General features: G+C 64.2%; 17 protein-coding genes and 1 tRNA gene. 10 read left to right on the top strand and 8 right to left on the bottom strand.

Annotation, left to right across the window (positions count from 1 at the left end):
* Positions 1-6 precede the first annotated feature (6 nt).
* The 3 genes from J3474_RS11905 to rnr are packed head-to-tail and all read left to right on the top strand — an operon-like array spanning position 7 to position 4269.
* On the top strand, positions 7-591 hold the full coding sequence (locus J3474_RS11905; RefSeq protein WP_207094363.1) for a DUF805 domain-containing protein: 585 nt from the start codon (positions 7-9) through the stop codon (positions 589-591).
* 38 nt (positions 592-629) lie between these two features.
* Positions 630-1967: a M20/M25/M40 family metallo-hydrolase gene (locus J3474_RS11900; RefSeq protein ID WP_207094362.1), complete on the top strand. Its 1338-nt coding sequence runs from the start codon at positions 630-632 to the stop codon at positions 1965-1967.
* 46 nt (positions 1968-2013) lie between these two features.
* The gene (rnr, locus tag J3474_RS11895; RefSeq protein WP_207094361.1) at positions 2014-4269 is read left to right on the top strand and encodes a ribonuclease R; all 2256 of its coding nucleotides are present in this window, start codon (positions 2014-2016) and stop codon (positions 4267-4269) included.
* Between the two features lie 21 nt (positions 4270-4290).
* Here rnr and J3474_RS11890 read toward each other — a convergent pair whose 3' ends face one another.
* Complete coding sequence (locus J3474_RS11890; protein ID WP_013833634.1) at positions 4291-4746, bottom strand: universal stress protein; 456 nt, start codon at positions 4744-4746, stop codon at positions 4291-4293.
* 169 nt (positions 4747-4915) lie between these two features.
* Between J3474_RS11890 and J3474_RS11885 the strand changes: the two genes are divergently transcribed.
* From J3474_RS11885 to lpdA, 3 genes are read left to right on the top strand one after another with little or no spacing between them, the layout of a single operon-like run.
* On the top strand, positions 4916-6226 hold the full coding sequence (locus J3474_RS11885; protein WP_207094360.1) for a pyruvate dehydrogenase complex dihydrolipoamide acetyltransferase: 1311 nt from the start codon (positions 4916-4918) through the stop codon (positions 6224-6226).
* A 4-nt stretch (positions 6227-6230) separates the two neighbouring features.
* Positions 6231-6623, top strand: a complete 393-nt coding sequence (locus tag J3474_RS11880; protein WP_013833636.1) for an acyl-CoA thioesterase — start codon at positions 6231-6233, stop codon at positions 6621-6623.
* Positions 6624-6627: 4 nt separating this feature from the next.
* The gene (gene lpdA, locus J3474_RS11875; protein WP_041558998.1) at positions 6628-8043 is read left to right on the top strand and encodes a dihydrolipoyl dehydrogenase; all 1416 of its coding nucleotides are present in this window, start codon (positions 6628-6630) and stop codon (positions 8041-8043) included.
* A 73-nt stretch (positions 8044-8116) separates the two neighbouring features.
* On the opposite strand, the gene J3474_RS11870 is transcribed toward lpdA, so the two are convergent.
* The 5 genes from J3474_RS11870 to J3474_RS11850 form a co-directional block, all read right to left on the bottom strand.
* Positions 8117-8440: a PilZ domain-containing protein gene (locus J3474_RS11870; RefSeq protein WP_242528379.1), complete on the bottom strand. Its 324-nt coding sequence runs from the start codon at positions 8438-8440 to the stop codon at positions 8117-8119.
* A gap of 158 nt (positions 8441-8598) precedes the next feature.
* Entirely contained in the window at positions 8599-10482 is a 1884-nt protein-coding gene (locus J3474_RS11865) for an AMP-binding protein (protein WP_207094359.1), read from the bottom strand.
* A 26-nt stretch (positions 10483-10508) separates the two neighbouring features.
* Entirely contained in the window at positions 10509-11024 is a 516-nt protein-coding gene (locus J3474_RS11860) for a GNAT family N-acetyltransferase (protein WP_013833639.1), read from the bottom strand.
* A gap of 111 nt (positions 11025-11135) precedes the next feature.
* Positions 11136-12800: an MFS transporter gene (locus J3474_RS11855; RefSeq protein ID WP_207094358.1), complete on the bottom strand. Its 1665-nt coding sequence runs from the start codon at positions 12798-12800 to the stop codon at positions 11136-11138.
* A gap of 55 nt (positions 12801-12855) precedes the next feature.
* Entirely contained in the window at positions 12856-14244 is a 1389-nt protein-coding gene (locus J3474_RS11850) for a DcaP family trimeric outer membrane transporter (RefSeq protein ID WP_242528378.1), read from the bottom strand.
* A gap of 283 nt (positions 14245-14527) precedes the next feature.
* Here J3474_RS11850 and acs point away from each other — a divergent pair, with 283 nt between their 5' ends.
* Both acs and J3474_RS11840 read left to right on the top strand, forming a co-directional pair.
* A complete protein-coding gene (gene acs, locus J3474_RS11845) occupies positions 14528-16477 on the top strand; it encodes an acetate--CoA ligase (protein WP_207094773.1) in 1950 nt (649 codons plus the stop codon).
* 21 nt (positions 16478-16498) lie between these two features.
* Positions 16499-17134 (top strand): LuxR family transcriptional regulator, encoded by a 636-nt coding sequence (locus tag J3474_RS11840; RefSeq protein WP_007015241.1) that lies wholly within the window; start codon positions 16499-16501, stop codon positions 17132-17134.
* Here the strand turns inward: J3474_RS11840 and J3474_RS11835 are convergent.
* Together J3474_RS11835 and J3474_RS11830 are read right to left on the bottom strand one after the other, a co-directional pair.
* Complete coding sequence (locus J3474_RS11835; protein WP_207094356.1) at positions 17096-20476, bottom strand: PAS domain-containing hybrid sensor histidine kinase/response regulator; 3381 nt, start codon at positions 20474-20476, stop codon at positions 17096-17098. The two genes, J3474_RS11840 and J3474_RS11835, sit on opposite strands and share 39 nt — an antisense overlap.
* 163 nt (positions 20477-20639) lie before the next feature.
* A tRNA-Ser gene (locus J3474_RS11830) sits at positions 20640-20729 on the bottom strand.
* A 141-nt stretch (positions 20730-20870) separates the two neighbouring features.
* On the opposite strand from J3474_RS11830, the gene J3474_RS11825 reads away from it, so the two are divergent.
* Together J3474_RS11825 and J3474_RS11820 are read left to right on the top strand one after the other, a co-directional pair.
* Positions 20871-21914, top strand: coding sequence for a lytic transglycosylase domain-containing protein (locus J3474_RS11825; RefSeq protein WP_207094355.1), 1044 nt, complete (start codon positions 20871-20873; stop codon positions 21912-21914).
* The gene (locus J3474_RS11820) at positions 21898-22830 is read left to right on the top strand and encodes a septal ring lytic transglycosylase RlpA family protein (RefSeq protein WP_242528377.1); all 933 of its coding nucleotides are present in this window, start codon (positions 21898-21900) and stop codon (positions 22828-22830) included. Before J3474_RS11825 ends, J3474_RS11820 begins: the two co-directional genes overlap by 17 nt.
* Positions 22831-22859 lie beyond the last annotated feature (29 nt).

The following is a 22859-nucleotide window of genomic DNA, read 5'->3' as shown; positions in this document are numbered from 1 at the left end:
GGGGACGTGTTCGCGGCAATCAAGTACAACCTCGCCAACCTGACGAACTTCTCGGGCCGCGATGCGCGGCCCACGTTCTGGTACTACGTCCTCTTCCTGGTCATTGCGCAGTACGCGCTGGGCCTGCTGATCTCCTTGCCGCTGATGGGCGGCATGATGCAGGGCGTCGTGGAAGGCGTGAAGGAAGGCATGTCCGAAGCCGAGCTGCAGGCACGGATGCTGGCCAGGATGAGTGGCCCTATGCGCTCGGCCATGATCGCCTCCATGGGACTCTATCTCGTATCTTCGGCGCTGCTGGTTGCATCCTTCGTCCGCCGCCTGCACGATTCCGGCAGGCCAGGCTGGATTGCCGCCATCGCCTTCCTCTGCGTGCTGGGCGCACAGGCGGCATCGATGGCGAACATGGACAGGATGGTCGATGCTATTTCGACTTCTGCTCCGGGCAGTCCCGAGGCGATCCTCGCCGCGCAGGGGCCCCTGATCTATGCCACTATGCTGTCCTGGGTCGGCATGTTGATTGTCATCGGTTTCGGCGTCTGGCCATCGACCGATGGGTCCAACCGCTATGGCGAGGAACCGGTTTCCGACTGACACTTGCGAAGCGGGCGAGATGGTGAAAGATTGCGCGCATGCGCAAGATCGTATTCCCGCTCGTTCACATTGCCGTGCTCGGCTATCCCGTTCCTGCCCTGGCGGAGCAGCCGCAGGTCTCGCCGGATCGGCTGCGCGCCGATGTTGCGCAGCTTGTCTCCTTCGGTACCCGGCACACCCTGTCTTCCGACTCCGATCCCAAGCGGGGCATAGGCGCGGCCCGGCGCTGGGCGGCCGATGAATTCCGCCGGACGTCGAAAGCCTGTGGCAACTGCCTTGAGGTGGTTTTGCCCGAAAGCACGGTCAGCGGTGCGCGCATCCCGGCTCCGGTAAGGCTGGTCGACGTTGTCGCGATCCAGCGCGGGACAGAGCGCCCCGATGAAGTCGTTATCGTGCAGGGGCACATCGACAGCCGGGCCTCGGACGTCATGGATGCCGTGAGCGACGCGCCCGGCGCCAACGACGATGCGTCGGGTACCGCTCTCGTGCTGGAAGCCGCCCGCGTGCTTTCGCAACGCAGATTTCCCTCGACGATCGTCTATGCTGCGCTCTCCGGTGAGGAGCAGGGGCTTTACGGCGGCAGGTTGCTGGCGGACTTTGCGAAGAAGCAGGGCTGGACGGTCAAGGCGGTGCTGAACAACGACATCGTCGGTGGCACGCACGGTTCGGACGGGCTTGTCGACGATACCCATGTCCGCGTGTTCTCGGAGGGACCGCGGGCCGATGCGACCGACGAGACACGCGCGGCCGCGCGGCGCTTCGGCGGGGAGAACGACAGCCCGAGCCGCAATATCTCCCGCTATATCGCCGGGCTTGCCGGAGGCGTGCAGGACGATCTTGCCGTGCGTCAGGTCTGGCGTGCCGACCGCATGGGGCGTGGCGGCGATCAACTGCCGTTCCTGGAGCAGGGCAACCCTGCCGTGCGCTTCTCGGTCGCTATCGAGGACTACGAGCACCAGCATCAGGATCTGCGGACCGAGGACGGAGTGAAGTACGGCGATACGATCGACGAGATGGACTTTCCTTATCTCGCCAAGGTCACCCGCCTCAACGTAGCGACGCTCGCGGCACTGGCAAGTGCGCCGATGCCGCCCGAGCCCGTTGCCGATGCCGCGGTGAAGACATGGACCGACGTCCGTTGGAAACCGGTGGCAGGCGCCGTCGCCTACAACGTCTGGCGCCGGCGCACCGATGCTCCGGAATGGGAGGCACAGCCAGCCGTCTCCCGGACCACGCAGACCGCTGTCAAGCTGGAAGGCCTGCGCGGCGACGACTGGCTGCTGGGCGTCAGCGCGATTGCCGCCGATGGCAGCGAGAGCCCGGTCGCAAGCGCGGTTCCGGGCGGCGGTTATGAACCGCTTGGAAGCCAAGAGTGAGGCCGGCGCCATTGTAATCCGGAGGCATCGGGGCCATGGCAAGGAAATGGCTCCCAAGACACGGTCCGCGCCGGGCCTGCCGACGCGCAAGCAGATCCTCGACTTCATCGCCAATTCGCCCGTCCCCGCGGGCAAGCGTGAGATCGCGCGCGAATTCGGGCTGAAGGGGCAGGAGAAGATCCAGCTCAAGGCGCTGCTCAAGGACATGGCCGAAGAGGGCCTGATCGACGGCAAGCGCACGGCCTTCCACAAGATGGGCGGGTTGCCCAAGGTCACTGTCCTGCGCATCGTCGATATCGACGAGGGCGAGGCGATTGCCGTGCCGGATACGTGGCAGCCTGAGGATGCAACTCCGCCGCCGCGCATTCGCCTGGTCGAAAAGGGCCGAAGCGCGCTCAAGATGGGCGACCGAGTGCTGTCGCGCACCGAGGAGACCAACACGGGCTGGCGGGCGTGGCCGATGAAGAAGCTGGCGCTGCGTTCGGAGCAGATGCTTGGCGTGGTCGAGATCGATGGCGGCGGCAAGCCCTGGCTGGCCCCGGTCGACAAGCGCATCCGTCATTCCTCCCCGATCTCGGACCTGGGCGGGGCGGAGAAGGGCGAACTCGTGCTTGCCGAGCCAGTGGGAAGATCGGCCCGCGCATCGGTAAAGGTCACGCAGGTGCTGGGCGAGCCGCTTGCGCCCAAGGCCTTCAGCCTCATCGCGATTCACAAGCACGGCATTCCCAACCATTTCACGCAGGAAACGCTGGACGAGGCGGAGCGCGTCGCGAAGATTCCGCTCAGCCCGGACAAGCGCGAGGACCTGCGTCACCTGCCGATCGTCGCCATCGACCCGTCCGATGCACGCGACCATGACGATGCGATCTGGGCCGAGCCGGACGGGGAAGGGGGCTTCCGTGCCCTCGTCGCGATCGCCGACGTCTCGTTCTATGTGCGTCCCGGCGGTGAAATAGACCGCGAGGCGCGTCGCCGCGGCAACTCGGTCTATTTCCCCGACCGCGTCGTGCCGATGCTGCCGGAGATCCTCTCGGCCGACGTCTGCTCCCTGCGTTCTGGCGAGGACCGGGCCGCGATGGCCTGCCACATGCACATCGACGGGGCAGGCCGGGTCGTCGAATGGCGCTTCACCCGCGCTATCGTGCGGATCGACGAAGTCATCGCTTACGAAGATGCGCAGGCGCGGATCGACGAGGGCAGCGCTGCCGACAACCTCAAGCACTTGTGGGAATGCTGGAAGGCCCTCGCCGAAGCGCGCCACAAGCGCGATCCACTCGAACTCGAACTGCCCGAACGCCGGGTCAAGCTCGACGAGCAGGGCCGGATCACCGAGATCGCCGTGCGCGAAAGGCTGGATGCGCACCGCGTCGTCGAGGACTTCATGATTGCGGCCAACGTGGCCGCGGCCAAGGCACTGGAAGCCAAGGTCGCCCCGGTGGTCTATCGCGTTCACGAAATCCCGAGCCGAGAAAAGCTCGTCGCGCTCAAGGACTACCTTGCGACTTTCGGCAAGAAGCTGGCGCTGGGGCAGGTCATTACCCCGGGCCTGTTCAACCGCATGCTGAAGGACATTTCCGACGAGGCCGAAAAGGCGCTGATCATGGAAGCTGTGCTGCGCAGCCAGACCCAGGCCTATTACGGGCCGCGCAACGAAGGCCACTTCGGTCTGGCGCTCGGTTCCTATGCGCACTTCACTTCCCCGATCCGGCGCTATGCGGACCTGCTTGTCCATCGCGCGCTGGTCGATGCCTACGGCCTTGAGCAGCCCAAGCCCCAGGGCGATATCCCGGCAACTTCGGGCCTGTCCGAGCGCGACCGGGAGGACCTGGGCCGGATCACCGAGGTCATTTCCGCGGCCGAACGGCGCGCGATGGAGGCCGAGCGCGACACGATAGACCGGTATGTCGCGGCTTGGCTGTCCTCGCGCGTCGGGGACGTTTTCGACACGCGCATTACCGGCGTCCAGAAGTTCGGCTTCTTCGCGACGATCATCGGTTTGGGCGGCGACGGACTGGTGCCCGTATCGACGCTGGGCGACGAGCGTTTCGCCTACGACGAGAAATCGCAGGTGCTGGAAGGCGAGCAGACCGGAACGAGCTATGCGATGGGCCAGATCCTGCGCTTGCGCCTGGCCGAGGCGAACCCGCTGACCGGTGCTCTCAAGTTCGAGCTGGAAGAGGGTGGATCAGGTCAGATCGAGCAGCGCGGAAGGCCGATGCCGCTGAAAAAGCGGGGAAAACATTTTGCGGGAAAACGCGGCCGCCCGAACAATATCCGGCATCAGGGACGCAAGAAGCGCTAGGACGAGCGGACGCCGCAACCCCTAGCTGAGGCGCTCGATTTCGGCCTCGTCCAGCGTACCGGGAACCACGAAGACCGGGCAGGTCATCTGCCCGATGCCGGCACCGGTGAAGTGCGCCACGAGCGGGCCCGGGCCGCCTTCCTTCGCGGCACCGAGAACCAGCGCGGATACCTCGGGATGTTCCTTCAGGTATTCGCGCACGACCTTGATGTCCTCGCCCATACGCACGGCGATCACCGGCATCTTCGCACCTTGCGAAAGCAGGTTGCCCGCTGCGGCGGTCACCAGCGTTTCGGCACGTGCACGCGCTTCTTCCTCAATGGTGGCCTGGACGCCGCCGAAGGCATTGAAGGGCTGCGGGGGGACGAGGGCGAGAAGATGGAGCGCGCCGTCGGTCTTGGCTGCGCGCCGGGCCGCGAACTGCAGGGCGACAAGCGCCTCATCGGTTTCATCGACGATTACCAGATAGACCCGCATCTTAGTCCCCTCTTTCCCGAGCTTATCGGGCCATTCGATTGTAGGTGCAAGCCATCAGGAATTCGAATTAGCAATGTGAAGGCGCTTGTATGGACGCGGCAACTTGTCCAAGGAAAGATCGATCCAGAAAATGACCTCCCCAGGATAAACAAGGGACTCAAACGCCTCCATGCCCATCGAGATCAAGATGCCCGCTCTATCCCCCACCATGGAAGAGGGGAAACTCGCCAAATGGTTGGTGAAGGAAGGTGACACCGTAAGCTCGGGCGACATCATGGCCGAGATCGAGACGGACAAGGCGACGATGGAATTCGAAGCCGTCGACGAAGGGACTGTCGGCAAGATCCTCGTGCCCGAAGGCAGCGAGGGCGTGAAGGTCGGGACCGTGATCGCCATGCTTGCGGGTGAAGACGAGGACATCTCGTCCGTTGAATCCGCTCCGGCACCGTCCGCGCCCAAGCAGGGAGCGCCCAAGGCTGCGGAAGAAGCCAAGACCGCGGCCCCGGCTCCTGCTGCCGCCAAGGCCAGCGCTGCGCCTGCCGCATCGAAGGAAGGCCGCGTTCTTGCTTCGCCGCTTGCCCGCCGCTTGGCCGATGCCAAGGGCATCGACATTGAAGCCGTAAGCGGATCGGGACCCAGGGGCCGCATCGTCAAGGCCGATGTCGAGGCCGCGCAGGCGGGAGCCTCCAAGCCGAAGGCCGCCGTTGCCGCAGCGCCCGTCGGTGAAGCTGCAGCTGCTCCCACGGTCGAGATGGCCGACGAAACCCGCGCTCTTCTCGACGCGCGCGTGCCGCACAGCGTCGAGAAGCTCTCGAGCATGCGCAAGACGATCGCGCGCCGCCTGACCCAGTCGAAGCAGGAAGCGCCGCACATCTACCTCTCGGTCGAGATCGTGCTCGACAAGCTGATCGCCCTTCGCGGCGAGATCAACGAGATGCTCGGCAAGCGCGGCATCAAGGTCTCGGTCAACGACATGCTGGTCAAGGCGCTGGCCATGGCCCTGGTCGAAGTGCCCGAGTGCAACGTGACCTTCGCCGGGAACGAACTGATCAAGTACGAGCGCGCCGACATTTCGGTCGCGGTCTCGATCCCCGGTGGCCTCATCACCCCGATCGTGCCCGACGCCAATGGCAAGACCTTCTCGCAGATCGCGCAGGCGACCAAGGACCTTGGTGCCCGCGCCAAGGAAGGAAAGCTCAAGCCTGAAGAGTTCACGGGCGGTACGGCGTCGATCTCCAACATGGGCATGATGGGAATCACCCAGTTCTCGGCCGTTATCAATCCTCCGCAATCGACGATCCTCGCCATTGGGGCAGGTGAAAAGCGCCCCTGGGTCATGGCAGACGGCTCCTTGGGAGTTGCGACCGTCATGAATGCCACCGGAAGTTTTGATCACAGGGCCGTCGACGGAGCCGATGGCGCGCGTCTGATGGCGGCGTTCAAGGCCTATGTCGAAAACCCGCTGAGCATGGTCGCCTGATCGCATGGAACCCCGGCGCGATCCGGTCATCCGAGTTACGGCCATGCCGGCCGACGCCAATGCCTATGGCGATATCTTCGGCGGTTGGCTGATGAGCCTGATGGACATGGGTGCGGGCCTGATCGCCGCTCGGCATTCCCATGGCAGGGCCGTGACGGTGGCGATGGACGGGATGCAGTTTCACCTGCCGGTCAAGGTGGGTGACGAAATCTCCGTCTATGGCGAATTGTGCCGCGTGGGCCGATCCTCGATGACTATCGGGGTCGAAGCCTGGCGGCGCCATCGCCACGAGGAAGAAGAAGTAAAGGTTACGCAAGCCGTGTTCACCTTCGTTGCGGTGGACAACAGCGGCAAGCCCAGGACGATCGAGCCGGGCCGCAATGAGCAGGAGATTTGAAGCAGTGGCAGATTCTTACGACGTCATCGTTCTCGGTTCCGGCCCCGGTGGCTACGTCTCGGCGATCCGCTGCGCGCAGCTGGGTCTGAAGACGGCCATCGTCGAGCGCGAGCTGCTGGGCGGCATCTGCCTTAACTGGGGCTGCATTCCGACCAAGGCACTGCTGCGCTCGGCCGAAGTGTTCCACCAGATGAAGCACGCCAAGGCCTATGGCCTGGCGGCAGAAAACATCACCGCCGATCTCGATGCGGTGGTGAAGCGTTCGCGCGGAGTTGCCTCGCAGCTCAACAAGGGCGTGACGCACCTGATGAAGAAGAACAAGATCGCCGTCCACACCGGCACCGGCAAGGTCGTTGCCAAGGGCAAGCTGGCGGTGACCGATGCTGACGGCAAGACGACCGAGCTGCAGGCAAGGCACATCATCGTTGCCACCGGCGCGCGGGCACGCGAGCTGCCTTTCGCCAAGGCCGACGGCAAGCGCATCTGGACCTACCGCCATGCGATGACGCCTTCGGAAATGCCGACCAAGCTGCTGGTCATGGGCTCTGGCGCGATCGGTATCGAGTTCGCCAGCTTCTTCAATGATATGGGCGCCGACGTGACCGTAGTCGAAATGCTCGACAGGATCGTGCCGGTCGAAGACGCTGACGTTTCCACCTTCCTCGAAAAGGCGCTGACCAAGCAGGGCATGACGATCATGACCGGCGCCGGCGTCGAGGCGATCACCGCCAGCGACAAGGGCGTGAAGGCCAAGATCAAGGGTAAGGACGGCAAGGTCACCGAGCACGAATTCAGCCATGTCATCTCGGCCGTCGGCATCGTGCCGAACACCGAAGAGATCGGCCTTGAAGGCGTGGGCGTGAAGCTCGATCGCGGTTTCATCCAGATCGACGATTACGGCCGCACCGGCGTGGCCGGCATCTGGGCCATCGGTGACTGCACGCCCGGACCGTGGCTGGCCCACAAGGCGAGCCATGAAGGCGTTACTGCTGCCGAGGCGATTGCCAAGGAACTGGGCAACAAGGACGTCCATCCCCATCCGCTCGACCGCAACAACATCCCGGGCTGCACTTACTGCCACCCGCAGATCGCGTCCGTCGGCATGACCGAGGCCAAGGCCAAGGAAGCGGGCTACGAGGTGAAGGTCGGCAACTTCCCCTTCATCGGCAACGGCAAGGCGATTGCGCTGGGTGAGCCGGAAGGCTTCATCAAGACCGTATTCGATGCCAAGACCGGTGAACTGCTCGGCGCACACATGATCGGTGCGGAAGTGACCGAGTTGATCCAGGGCTATGTTGTCGGCAAGACCCTCGAGACCACCGAGGCCGAGCTGATGAACACCGTGTTCCCGCACCCGACGCTGTCGGAAATGATGCACGAGGCAACACTGGCCGCTTACGGGCGCGCGCTCCACATCTGATCGCGTTTGCGCGAAAGAACAGGATGACAGGGAAGGGGCGGTCCTGCGGGACGCGCCCCTTTTCTTTTGGGCCTCAGGCCGTCTGGGTGGACTGGACGATGTGTTCGAAGACCGCGATGTGGAGCGGTGCTTCGAACTCGCAACCGATGGCCGCATCGCGTTCCCAGCAGATGCGCGCGGTCAGTAGCTGCATTCCGGGAATGCGGATGCGCAAGGGCAGCTCCGGCCGGGCCTCGGGAAACCATGCAATGCGAAAGCCGCCCGGAGAAAGGTCTTCGAGCCGGGCCATTTTCCAGGGCCGCGTGCCTTGCCGCACCTCGCACAGGATCGTGACGCCCACCCGCTCGGAACGCTGAGCGTGCGGCCGTTTCGAGCCGGTGATCCTTTCGTGGTGCAATCTGGCCTCCTGTCCTGGCGGAAACCATTGCGTCTCAGGAGGTTACTATCAGGTTAGCATGGTTACCGGGCAGCGCCGGGATCGTGCTTAAAATGCTGTAAGGCAATCAGCTCGCGACTTGCGGTTCGACCTGAGCACTCCGCCACAAGTATTCGAAATCAGGTGAGCACCTTGGCCTTGACCGCTTCGCGGATCGCATCCGGCACGCCTGCATCCTCGATCGTCGCCGGGGTTTCGAAGCTCTCCCCGTTTACGATCTTGCGCAGGACATTGCGAAGGATCTTGCCGGACCGGGTCTTGGGCAATTGCGGCACCAGATATGCGGTCTTGAGTGCAGCCACCGCGCCCAGTTCGGATCGCACCGTGGCGATGACTCGCGCAGGGATGGTTTCGTCGTTCTCGGCGCCCGCTCGGGCCACGACGAAAGCGATCGGGATCATCCCCTTGAGCGCATCGTCCGCACCGATCACCGCGCATTCGGCAACCCCTTCGACTGTCGCAACGATCTGCTCCATCTGACCGGTGGAGAGCCGGTGTCCGGCCACGTTGATGATGTCGTCCGTGCGGCCCATGATATGGAGGAACCCTTCATCATCGAAGTGCCCTGTATCGCCGGTTTCGTAAAAGCCGGGGAACGTGGCGAAGTTCTTCTCGTAGCCTGGCCTGTTGTTCCAAAGCGTCCGGAACGCGCAAGGGGCGAGCGGCTCGCGCATGGCAACGGCGCCGCTCTGGCCGTCCGGAACCGGGCTCCCCTCTTCGTCGAGAATGGCGAAGGCGTAGCCGGGCACCGGAAAGCCGGCGCTGCCGCGTTTGCGCCGCGTATCGCCGAGGCCGAAGCAACTGGCGATGGCGGGCGCGCCCAGCTCGGTCTGCCACCAGTGGTCGATGACGGGCAGTCGGGTATGCGTTTCGGCCCAGCCGATGGTCTCGGGATCGGCGCGTTCACCGGCGAGGAAGATGGCTTCAAGCGCGCCGGTGCCGATGTCCTTGAGGAATGCCGCAGCTGGATCTTCCTTGCGGATCGCCCGGATGGCGGTGGGTGCAGTGAAGAACGTCTTGACGTCATGACGCACGATCGTGCGCCAGAACGAGCCCGGATCGGGAGTGCCGACCGGCTTGCCCTCGAACAGAACGGTGGTCGCGCCTACAAGCAGCGGACCATAGACGATGTAGCTGTGGCCAACGACCCAGCCCACATCGGACGCGGCCCAGAAGACGTCTCCCGGCCCGATCGCGTAGATCGCCTCCATCGTCCAGACGAGATTGACAGCATGACCGCCATTCTCGCGCACGACGCCCTTGGGGGTGCCGGTCGTGCCGGAGGTATAGAGGATGTAGAGCGGATCGTCCGATGCCACCGGAACGCAATCGGGGATCGCTGCGTCTGCCGTCGCGGCGCGCAGCTCCGCCCAGTCGAAGTCCCGGTTGCGGCGCAGCTCGGTAGTCAGAAGATCGCGCTGCAGGACGATCACGCACTCGACCTGGTGGGCGGCGCTGGCGAGCGCCTCGTCGACCAGGGGTTTGTAGGCGATGATCCGCTTGCCCTCGATCCCGCACGAGGCGGTCAACACGACTTTGGGCGTGGCATCGTCGATGCGCTTGGTCAGTTCGTGCGCCGCAAAGCCGCCGAACACGACCGAATGGATCGCCCCGAGGCGAGCACAGGCGAGCATTGCGAAGGCCGTTTCGGGCACCATCGGCATATAGATGACGACGCGATCACCCTTGGTGACGCCGCGGCTTGCAAGCATGGCAGCGACGCGTCCGACTTCTTGAAGAAGCTCGCCGTACGTCCAACTGCGGACCGCGCCGGTGACCGGGCTGTCGTAGATCAGGGCCGTGGCATCGCCGCGGCCTGCCGCCACGTGGCGATCGACGGCATTGTAACAGGTATTGAGCGAGCCCCCGGGAAACCAGCCCTGTTCGGGATCGTACGCGCGTGCCGGCTGCCTGTCCCAGTCGATCTTTTCGGCTGCCTTTGACCAGAAGGTCTCGGGATCGTCGATGCTGGCTTGCCAGGTTTGCCGGTAGGCTTCGCTCATTGGCCTCTCACTTGTTTTTCCATAAGTTATCTGAAAGTCTTGGACAGGATTATCAGGTTTGGATCGCCTTCGAACGGTTCGGGATCAAAGCCCTTTTCGCGTTCGAGTTCGATGGCGGCATGATTGGCCCTGTCCTCGATGGAAATGGCACGGCGGCAGCCCCTTGCTGCGGCCTGATCGGCAAGGAAATCGAGCATGGCCCAGCCGATACCCTTTCCGCGATGGCTGGCGCAGACCGAAATAGCGATTTCTGCCGTATCGAGGGGCCCGTCACAGGCCATGAGGCCCGAGGCGACGATCTGTCCGCTCGCCAGATTGCAGGCGATCCAGGATTCGGTCCGGAAGTGATCCGGGTGCACCAGCGGTTCAAGCTGTCCGCGGCCGATCTGGCGGGCACCCGACATGAAGCGGAAACGGCGGTCCTCGTCGGTGACGCGTTCGAAGAAGGCTTCAAGATCGGCTTCATCGGCTTCGGTTACGGGGCGCACTTCCAGTTCGATACCGGAACGGGTTTCAAGCTTTACGCAATCGTGGAGAGACATTGAGACAGACTCCGTCTGGAGGTGGGGGGCGGCAATCTCATATGTCGTCGTCGACGCCCGCACCTTGATCGAGAGCAATCTCGGCAAGGCGCGGGCGCTACTTTCATCGGATCAGTCGATATTCCGGCGGAACGTCTCCGGCAGGAAGAACAGTCCGATCAGCAGAGTCGCAACGGCGACCACCACAGGATACCACAAGCCGTAGTAGATATCGCCGGTCGCGGCGACCATCGCGAAGGCCGTGGTCGGCAGGAAGCCGCCGAACCAGCCGTTGCCCAGGTGATAGGGCAGCGACATCGAGGTGTATCGGATTCGGCTCGGGAACAGTTCCACCAGCATGGCGGCGATCGGGCCATAGACCATGGTCACCAGCAGGACGAGGTAGAACAGGATCGCGACGACCGTGACCTTGTCCATCTGCTCCGGATCCGCTGCCGCAGGGTAGCCCGCGCCGGCAAGACCGGCCTTGAGCTGGTCCTGATATGCGGCGATCGCGGCGGCGCGGTCTTCACCCTGCATATCGGCCGGGTTGGGCGCGACCATGACGGTATCGCCGATCGCGACCGAAGCCAGGGTGCCCGCAGGGGCGGCCTTGTTGGTGTAGTTGATACCGCTCTTGGCAAGGAAGGCCTTGGCGATGTCGCAGCTCGAGGAGTCGAACTTGTTCTTGCCGACCGGGTCGAACTGGAAAGAACATTCCGCGTCGTGGGCGGTGACGACCACCGGAGCATTGCGGCTTGCAGCGGCAAGGGCAGGGTTGGCGGCATCCGAAAGCGCGTGAAAGGCCGGGAAGTAGGTCACCGCAGCCAGCGCACAGCCGCCCAGGATGATGTACTTGCGGCCGATCCGGTCGGAGAGCCAGCCGAAGAACACGAAGAACGGCGTACCCAGCGCAAGGGCGATGGCGATCAGGTAGTTGGTTGTGGCGCCGTCCACCTTGAGGATCTTTTCAAGGTAGAACATCGCGTAGAATTGCCCGGTGTACCAGACGACTGCCTGGCCGGCGACGGCGCCGAACAGGGCGATGAGCACGAACTTGAGATTGCCCCACTGGCCGAAGGCTTCCGTGATCGGGGCCTTGGATGTGGTGCCTTCATCCTTCATCTTCTGGTAGACGGGGCTCTCGCTGAGCTGCAGTCGAATGTACATCGAGACGACCAGCAGGATCGCCGAAAGCAGGAACGGCACGCGCCAGCCCCAGCCCGCGAAAGTATCCTCGCCCATGCCGGTGCGCACGCCCAGCACGACGAGCAGGGCCGCGAAAAGGCCGAAGGTCGCGGTGATCTGGATGAAGCTGGTGTAGAGGCCGCGCTTGTTGTCGGGTGCGTGCTCGGCCACGTAAGTCGCCGCGCCGCCGTACTCACCGCCCAGCGCCAGGCCCTGGATGATGCGCAAGGTGACGAGGATGATAGGCGAGGCGATGCCGATGGTATCGTAACCCGGCAGCAGGCCGACCGCGAAAGTGGATAGGCCCATCAGGCCCATCGTCACGAGGAACGTGTACTTGCGGCCGACAAGGTCGCCGACCCGACCGAACACGAGCGCACCGAAGGGGCGGACTGCAAAACCGGCGGCAAAGGCGCCCAGTGCCAGGATGAACCCGGTCGTCTCGTTGACGCCTGAAAAAAAGACCTTGGAAATGAAGCTGGCAAGCAGTCCATATAGATAGAAGTCATACCACTCGAACACGGTGCCGAGCGACGATGCCGTGATGACGAGCTTTTCGCGGCCCGTCGCCTTGTGATGCTTCGGCAAGGCGTCATAAGTCGTAGCCATTGCTCACTCTCCCAAATGGGCCCAACCGTTTTTGTCCGGCGGGCAAGGTATATCCTCAGAAGCTGTACTTTGCTGCGAATTCGACGCGGTCGAGGGCGCCGTCATTGCCGTTGACCAGCTTGCGCTCGCCGTGGCGGTACTCGAGGCCAAGGTCGATGTTCTTGACCGGCGAATAGAAGAGGTTGGCTGCGCCGCTCCACGCCCGCTTGTTGAAGCTGGCGATGCTGGCGAGCGGGAGGCTGCCTGCATAATCGACGTCCTGATAGCTGCCCATCAGGTTGATGCGGACCTTGGGGGCAATCGCGATGCGCGCGGCAACCATGGCGGCCAGGACGTTGACGTTCGCAAGGTCGTTCGTCGCCGGATCGTAAACGGCGTCGGGAGCGAAATTCAGGCCGATGTAGCGGCTGGCGTTGTGCCCATAGGTAACCAGCGCGCGCAGGTCGCTAGACTTGCTCTGACCGAGCCAGAGCTTTCCGCCGGCGCTGATGCCCCAACCCATCGCATCTGCCGCAGTCCCCGCGCTGGCGACGCGGACCTGCCGTACGAGGCCTGCAATCGAGACTTCCCCGCGCTTGCCGGTCCATGCGAGACGGGCGGCGAAATCGGGGATCCTGTCGTCGCCGTTCTCCGTAAGGGCAGGCGAGCCCAGCGTGGCCGTGCCCGATTCCGGCTCCTCGATGGAGGCATGCAGGGTCAGCCCCTTGCCGACCGGTGCACTGTAGCGCACGAGCGGCTGGCGCACGAAGACCGTACCTTCGGTCGTGCCGACGAAGTCGGTGCTTTCGGGCAAGGCGCCCGTGTACTGGAACGTCGACCAGTCCTGACCGATGGTGATCCTGCCGACCTGCATCCAGGCCCGGCGCAGGGCGAGGTTGTAGCCATTGGTTGTGCGCTGCGACCCTTGGGTACCCGGCGCGGTCTGGAAATCGACCTCGACAAGGCCCTTCACGCTGTGACCGCCCACGTCGGTTGCAAGGTTCAGCCAGAAGCGCGACTGCTTGGCAGTGAAGTCCTCGACCCTCTGCGAGGGCCCGCTTCCGGTGGGAATCGCCTGGGGCAGGTAGAAGTCGCGGCCCAGCGAATTCGTGGCCACTTCGCCTTCGCTGAAGCGGCTCGTGGAGGCGATCATCTTGATGTAGCCGCCGAGCTTGATCGTCGTGTCGCCCGACTTGAAGCCATCGGCCTGTGGCTTGCTCTCAAGGGCTGCAACCTTGGCGGCGGCTTCCTCGCTTCTGGCAATGGCTGCGGCAATCGCCTGCTGCGCTGTCGCCTCGCTCTCGGCCTGCTGCTGATGGGCCTGCGCGAGGTCGGCGCGCAATTGCGCCATTTCCGCCTCCAGCCGTTCAAGCCGGTCTTCGAGCAACGCCTCGCGGTCGGTTGCGGCAGGTATTGCGGCAGTCGATGCGGCATGGGCTGCCGCATGGGCAGCGCCAGGCGCCACCAGAAAGCTGCCTGCAAGCAATATGCTAACTAGCAATCGCGATTTGAAAGTCCCACTTTTGGCGTGGTTCATGATCCTCTCCTTCCCGAGCCCGACCTCTCCGCTTTTCAGGAGATGTTCCGGAACCTTCACAGGATCGGGCAGGGAGGGTGCTTGAACCATCCTGACCATGGTCTAACGGTTACGACCAAGGTCTAATGTCCCCGCGCAGGGGTCTATGTGCTACAGGTTCGTGGAAAGCCGGGTTTGCCGGACAAACTCCACGGAGAGGAGAATGAAAGACATGGCAGAGACCGTCTATCCCGTCCCCACCGAATGGGCTGGAAATGCCCTGATCGACGACTCCCGCTATCAGGAAATGTACCGTCGCTCGGTTGAGGACCCGGAAGGTTTCTGGCGCCAGGAAGCGCAGCGGATCGACTGGATCAAGCCGTTCAACGTGGTCAAGCAGACCAGCTTCCACGAGTCCGACTTCGGTATTTCGTGGTTCACCGACGGCACTCTCAACCTCTCGGCAAACTGCCTCGACCGTCACCTTGCCGATCGCGGCGATGCCATCGCGATCCTGTGGGAGCCGGACGATCCGAACAAGCCGGAACGCCGCATCACTTATCGCGAATTGCATGAACAGGTCTGCCGGTTCGCCAACCTGCTGAAGTCGCGCGGGGTCAAGCGCGGCGAGCGCGTCACCATCTACCTGCCGATGGTTCCCGAAGCGGCAGTCGCCATGCTCGCCTGCGCGCGCATCGGCGCGATCCACTCGATTGTCTTCGCCGGCTTCTCTCCCGACGCACTGGCAGGCCGCATAACCGACTGCGACAGCCGCATCGTCCTGACCTCGGACGAGGGCCTGCGCGGGGGCAAGAAGGTCCCGCTCAAGGCTAATGTCGATGCCGCGTTGGCCCATTGCACCAGCGTCGACACCGTGATCGTCCTCAGGCATACCGGCGCGGACGTGCCGGTGACCGAAGGCCGGGACATCGACTGGGCCACCGGCGTCTCAGCTCAGTCGGGCGATTGCCCGCCCGAGGAAATGAACGCGGAGGATCCGCTCTTCATCCTCTACACCTCCGGATCGACGGGCAAGCCGAAAGGCGTGCTGCACACCACCGGCGGATACTCCGTCTGGGCTTCGATGACGCATGAGTACGTCTTCGACTACCGCCCCGGCCAGATCTACTGGTGCGCAGCGGACATCGGCTGGGTCACCGGCCACTCCTATGTCGTTTACGGACCGCTGATGAACGGCGCGACCACGGTCATGTTCGAAGGCGTACCGAACTATCCCGACGCCTCGCGCTTCTGGCAGGTGGTCGACAAGTTCGATGTCGAGATCTTCTATGGTGCCCCAACGGCCCTGCGTGCGTTGATGCGTGAAGGCGACGAGTGGGTGAAGAAGACCAGCCGCAAGTCGCTGCGCCTGCTGGGGTCGGTCGGTGAGCCGATCAATCCCGAAGCCTGGGAATGGTATCACCGCGTCGTCGGCGAAGACCGTTGCCCTATCGTCGATACCTGGTGGCAGACCGAGACCGGCGGCGTCATGATCAGTCCGCTGCCCGGCGCCACCGCGCTCAAGCCCGGCTCGGCCACGCGTCCGATGTTCGGCGTGAAGCCGATGCTGGTCGATAACGAAGGAAACGAGATCACTGGCGCAGGCGACGGCTGCCTCGTCGTCACCGATTCCTGGCCCGGACAGATGCGCACCGTCTGGGGCGATCACGAGCGTTTCTTCCAGACCTATTTCTCGACCTTCAAGGGTTACTACTTCACCGGCGACGGCTGCCGCCGTGACGAGGACGGGTATTACTGGATCACCGGCCGCATCGATGACGTCATCAACGTCTCGGGCCATCGCATGGGCACCGCCGAGATCGAGTCCGCGCTCGTCGCTCACGCCAAGGTCGCCGAAGCGGCGGTTGTCGGCATGCCGCACGAGATCAAGGGGCAGGGCATCTACGCCTTCGTCACCTGCAACTCCGAAGTCGAGCCGGACGAGGCACTGCGCAAGGAACTCGTGCAGTGGGTACGTCAGGAAATCGGACCGATCGCCACGCCGGACGTGATCCAGTTCGCGCCGGGCCTGCCCAAGACCCGCTCGGGCAAGATCATGCGCCGGATCCTGCGCAAGATCGGCGAGAACGATTTCTCCAACCTCGGCGATACTTCGACGCTGGCCGATCCATCGGTAGTCGACAATCTGATCGCCAACCGGCCGCAACCGGCAACGGCCTGACGCATCCGGAAGCATCGAGGGGTGGGCCGCAGCGTTCTCATCGCCGACGACCACCCGCTCTTCCGCCAGGCGTTGACCCTGGCGGTGGGGCAGGTGGCTCCCGATGCCCGGATCGTCGAGGCAGGAACGCTGCCGGCAGCATCGCGCCTGGCCTGCGAACTCGATGACCTTGCGCTGGTACTCCTCGATCTCAAGATGCCCGGAGCGGTTGGCTTCTCGGGCATTGCCCTGATCCACGCCGAAAAGCCCGAGGTCCCGATCCTCGTCGTGTCGAGCGCCGAAGGGGAATCCGCGGCCGAGGAAGCCCGCGCCTTCGGGGCCATCGGCTTCCTGCGCAAGGACAGCGATCTCGTGAAAATCGAAGAGGCCGTTGCCAAGGCGCTGGGAGGTCATGCGCCCGCAGGCAGCAGCACGCCGCGGGGCGACGCCGAACTCGAACCTATCCGCAATGAAGTGGCGGGCCTCACCCCCATGCAGCTCAAGGTGCTGCTGGCGGTTCTCGATGGGCAGCTCAACAAGCAGATCGCCTACGGCCTCGGCATCACCGAAGCGACCGTAAAGGCGCACATGACCGCGATCATGAAGAAGCTCGACGTTCGCAATCGCACGCAGGCCGCCTTAGTGGCGCGCTCGCTCGGATTGCATCTGCAACACTGATCCCACCGACATGATCGCCGCACGGGCGAGGAAGGCCTCGATCACTTCGGGCGCGACGGGCTTTGCATGGACCGGCACGCCGGAGGCTTCTGCCATGGCCCGGATCGAACTGCCCGCTTCGGCCGTGAAGATCGCGGCAGGCAAGCCCTTGCGCAAGGTGCGCAGTTGCATGATCAGGCTCAGGCCGTCCTCGCCGTTGTCCAGCCGATAGTCGGCCAGAACCGCGTCGACCTCGTCGACATGGGCCAATGCCCCGGCGATGTCCCGCACTCCGATTGCGCGGTGCCCAAGGCTCTCGACCAGTTCCACGGATGCCTCGACAATGCGGCTGTCGTTGTCGACGACAAGAACCGTCAGTCCATGACCGGGCGCGGTTGCAGGGGCGGTATCCTTCGGTTCCTGGAGCGGGGGATCGCCAGCCTCGCGTGCTGTCAGCAGAAGGCTGAAGCGGCTGCCATGCCCGGGCCGGGCATCCACTTCGATGCTCCCCCCCAGGACCCTGACGATGCGTTCGACGAGCGCGAGCCCCAATCCCAACCCTTCGACATCCGTCGTGCCCAGGCGGGTGAACTCACGGAAGATCACGTCCGACTGCTCCGGCTCGAAGCCCACGCCGCTGTCAATCACATCGATGCGCAGCATGTCTCCCCGCCTGCGCACCCCGACGAGCACGCCGCCGCGCTGGGTGTAGCGCAGGGCGTTGGACAGGAAGTTCTGCATCACCGAGCGCAGCAGGCCCGGATCGGTCTCGACATGCCCGAATAGCGGCCCCGTTCTGAGCGTGAGGCCCTTGGCTTCGGCCGAAGGCTGAAAACTCGCAACCAGATCATCGAGGAACGGGCCAAGGGCGACCGGCTCGGTCTCGGGCGTGACCCCACCGGCATCGAGGCGGGAGATGTCGAGCAGCGCGCGCAGCAGCTCTTCGGCAGCGACGATCGCGCCATCGACACGACCGACGAGCGGCTTTTCCTTGTCGGGCACCGACCTGCCAAGCGCGGCTGTAAACAGGCGGGCAGCATGGAGCGGTTGCAGCAGGTCGTGACTGGCGGCGGCGAGAAACCGTGTCTTGTCTCGGGTGGCCCGGGCAAGCAGGCGATTCGCCTCGCTCAATTCGCGCGTGCGCGCTTCGACCCGCTCTTCGAGCTGTTCGAGGGTCTGCTCCAGTTCGTCGCGGATGCGAGCTTCCTCGGTGACGTCGGTGAAGGACATGACGTATCCCCCGCCCGGCATCGGGCCGCCCACCGTCTTGATGACCCTGCCATCGCTGCCCCGCCGCTCGAAGCTGTGCGCCCGCCCTTGTCGAAGCGGCTCTAGCCGGCGTTCGACCAAGGTGTCGATATCGCCCTCGCCGAAATGGCCGCGCATGGCATTGTGCCGGATCAGCTCCTCGATAGGTGCGCCGACGCGGACCATGCCCGCAGGATAGTCGAAGATCTCCTCGTAACCTGAATTCCACGCAATCAGGTTGAGTTCGCCGTCGACCACGCTGATACCGGCGTCGACGTTCTCGAAAGTGGCAGCCAGCAATTGGCGCGAGAAACGCAAGGATTGTCCGCCTTCATCGAGCAGGCGGGTGACGTCGGACAGATCCATGCGTCCGCTGGCCAGCGCCGATGCAACCAGTGCCCGCGCCGAAGACGCGCCGACCACGCGGGCAATCAGGTCCTGGGCCTTGCGGGCATTCCTTGGCGTCACCTGATCTTGCGGATCGGAGCCGGAGAACTCCCGCTCCGCCCGCTCTTCGCCCACGAAACTGGCCACGAACCGGGCCAGTTCGCCAACGTTGGAGACACGGCCCGGCGTGGCGAAAATGCGGGGCAGACCTGGCGCCGGGATCTTGCGCGCGGCGACCAGGGCATAGACGGCGACGTCGACGCCAAGGCTCCAGACTACCCCGTGGACGAAAGCACTCGCCCGGCCAATTCCGAAAAGCCGGTGCGGGTCGATGACGGTCCCGGAAAGGGCGTCGAGCCAGGGCTGCGGCATGATCGGAGGCAGGGCCAGAGTGTAGGCCCACAGCACCAGTCCGATCCCGAGGCTTGCCCGCGCGGCGACAGGATCGCGCCCCTTGCCCAGCGTACCGAGGATCAGATGCGGCGAGAACAGCGCCATGGCGGCAAAGGCCGTCAGGCCCATCGACGCCAGCGACTGGCTGCGCGAAATCAGCAGCGCGAATGCCAGTGCGAGGAGCATTACCCCTGCAACGGAGATGCGGCGCATCCCCAGCATTCGCGCGCCGATGGCCCCGGCCGGACGGTCCTTGCCCGAACCGATCACGGCGCCCGCGAACAGGTCGTTCGAGATCATCGTTGCCAGCGCAGTCGTATCGACGATCGCCATCGAACTGGCAGCGCCGATCCCGCCCAGCAGCGCCGCGGCGAGAATCAGTTCCGATCCCGCCGAAGCGGGCAATTGCAGGACGTAGAGGTCGGCGTCGATATCCTGCGGGAGCAGTGCAATCCCCGCCAGCGCAATCGGCACGATCAGGACGGCCATGCCCAATAGGTATGCCGCGAGACCGAAGCGTGCCCGCACGAGATCGCGCTCATCGCGCGCCTCCACCAGCCCCATGTAGAACTGGCGTGGCAGGGCGATGATCGCGAACGTGGAAACCAGCGCGATCAGAGCGATCTCGAAGGTGAGGTGGGTGGGAGAAAAGCGCTCTCCCAGCGTTTCTACAGCTCGGGTGAACGATGCAGCCTCGGCGCCGGAGAGGAGCACCAGTGCAAGCGCGGCCACGGCGAACAGGGCAACGATCTTGATGATCGAATCCAGTCCGATCGCGTAGAGCAGGCCTTCGCTGCGGCCTGCCAGCTCGAACCGGCGGGTGCCGAAGAGCAGCGCGAACAAGGTGAGCAGACACGAGGCCACGATCATCGATGGCACCATGATATCGCGTCCGGAAACGATGGTCAGGGCATTGCCGATCGATCGCAATTGCAACGCCAGGTAGGGAATACTTCCCAGCAAGGCGATGAGCGTGACCATCCGCGCCACACCGGTATCGTGACCGAAGCGGGCGGCGATGAAGTCCGATACCGTCGCAGCGCGCTCCTCCCTGACCGCCGCCGAAAGGCGCGAGAGGAAGCCGGGGGCAAGCAGCAGCAGGAGCGCAGGGCCGAGGTAGATCGGCACATAGGCCCACCCGCTGCGAACCGCGCTGCCGACCGCGCCATAGAAAGTCCAGCTCGAACAATAGACGCCCAGTGCCAGCGTATAGGCGTGGTGGCGCAAGGCGGGACGGCGTGAGAACAGGGCGCCGCGCGCCTCGACCAGGGCGGCCACTGCAAACAGGACGAGGATGAGAGCAAGGGCGGCAAAGGCCGATGAAGCCAGGCTCATGCGCGCAGGCCCTGCGCCCCTGAGGCTTCAGCGAGTGCAGCTTCAGCAATTGCCACGCGACCCAACCGGACCTCCGGACCCAACTCCCTGCAGAAGTCCTAGCCGGTCGATCCACCCTTGTCAGGTGCAACTTGCGCCATGCACGCCGTCAGCTGGGAGAAAGTGGCGGACAGGGTGGGATTCGAACCCACGGTGAGCTTGCACCCACGGCGGTTTTCAAGACCGCTGCCTTAAACCACTCGGCCACCTGTCCGTCGGCAAACGCGCATAGAGCAATGTCCGGGGCTTGCAAGACCTTGCATGGTGCCAAATGGAATTTGGCTTGCGGTTACTGTCCACCGGATCGTGACGGACGCCATTTGCAACCGGCCATGTTTGTGCGAGTTTCAAGAAGATGAAACGCCCATCGCTTACAAAATCGTTCCTGTCCAAATGCCTTGCTGGCGCAATCGCCGCGCTGCCTGTCATGGCACCGGCGCCGCTGCACGCACAGGTGCAGGGCGAGAGTTTTTCGGCATACCTTCAGACGGTTGCCACCCACGCCCGGCAGCAGGGGGTAAGCGAGGCGACGATCACGCGAACGCTGAGTGGGCTTACGCCCAACCAGCGGGTCATCGAGCTGGATACCGCGCAGCCCGGCCGTCAGTCGAGCCCGCCGCCCATGGCCCCCTATATCGCGCGGCACGTGGGCTCGAGCATCGTTTCGCGCGGGCGCTCTCGCTATGCGCAGCTCTCCGGCATCCTCCCCGCGATCGAGGCGCGTTACGGCGTTCCTGCTCCGGTACTGTTCGCCATTTGGGGGCACGAGACCAACTATGGCAGCTACGTCGGGGATTTCGACCTTGCGCGCTCGCTGGCAACGCTCGCCTGGGAAGGCCGCAGGCGCGACCTGTTCGAGGGCGAACTGATCGCATTGCTCAAGATGATCGACCAGGGCGTGCCCTCCTACAAACTGAAGGGCAGTTGGGCCGGCGCCTTCGGCTATCCGCAGTTCCTGCCGAGCGTGTACCTGCGACTCGCCGTCGATGGCGATGGCGATGGCGACCGCGACATTTTCTCCAGCCCGGCCGACACCATTGCCTCGATCGCCAATTATTTCCGCGATGCCGGCTGGCGGAAAGGGCAGCCCTGGGGCGTGCGCGCTTCGGTACCCAGCGGCTTCAATGTCGGCGCCTCCGCCAGCAAGCTTGCCGCCCCGACATGCGAGCGCGTGCATGAGCGCCACTCTCAGTGGAAGACAGTGTCGGAGTGGCGTGCGCTAGGCGTCGCCCCGCTATCGCCGATCGGCAGCGACGTCCTGGCATCGCTGTTCCAGCCCGATGGTCCCGGAACTCCTGCCTATCTGTTAACCGGGAATTATCGGGTCATCCTCCAGTACAACTGCTCGAACTACTACGCATTGTCCGTGGGGTTGCTTGCAGATGAGATTGCCCGTTAACCATGCCCTGCCGCTTGCGGCGCTGATCTTGCTTGGCGGTTGCATGACCGCTGGCGGCGACAGGCCGATACCGGTTTCCGCGACACCCGCGAATGGCCCCGCCGCCGACTATCCGGTCGTCGTCGGGGAGCCGTTCACCATAGGCGATACCACCTGGCCCCCGACGGACCAGATGAATTACGACGCGGTGGGCTATGCCGGCGTTGCGGGCGAAGGCGTCGTCGGTGTCACCGCCGCCCACAAGACATTGCCGCTTCCCAGCTATGCGGAAGTCACCTCGCTCGAAACCGGCAAGACAATCCTCGTGCGGGTCGAACGCCGCGGCCCTATGGTGAACGATACCCTCGTCGAACTGTCCCGCGATGCAGCCTCCGAACTGGGCATCACGGCGGGGCAACGCGTTGCCGTGCGCTTGCGCCGGACAAATCCGCCGGAATCCGACCGGGCTCTGCTGCGTCAGGGCGAGCAGGCATCGGAGCGGATGGCAACGCCCGAAGCGCTGCTCAAGGTACTTCGCCGCAAGCTTGCGGATCAATCGCCGCTGCTTACGCCGCCGCCGATGCCTCCCGGTGCCGCACCGGACACTGCGAAGTCGGGAAGCCAGGTCCCCTCCGTCATGGCGGTTTCGGTTCCACCGTCCGAGCCGATTGCGCAGACCCAGCCCGTTCCCGAACCGAAGGCAGAACTCAAGTCAGGCCAAGTCGCAAAGGGAGATCATGTCGTGCAGGTTGCCGCGTTCTCCGTGGCGGCAAGTGCGAGGGCGGTTGCCAGCAAGCTCAACGGCCACGTGGCCACCTGCGGCAAGTTTTCCTGCGTGCGCATGGGCCCTTTCGCAAACCGTGCACAAGCTGCCGCAGCGCTGGAGAAGGCCCGGACGGCAGGCTATAGCGACGCACGAATCCAGCGCGCGGACTGACCGAATGAACCAGCTTCGCGCGCCGAGTG

Source organism: Novosphingobium sp. PY1 (assembly GCF_017312445.1).
Lineage (GTDB): Bacteria > Pseudomonadota > Alphaproteobacteria > Sphingomonadales > Sphingomonadaceae > Novosphingobium.
The sequence above is the reverse complement of the archived record's forward strand: the minus strand, read 5'-3'. Positions and strand labels throughout refer to the sequence as shown.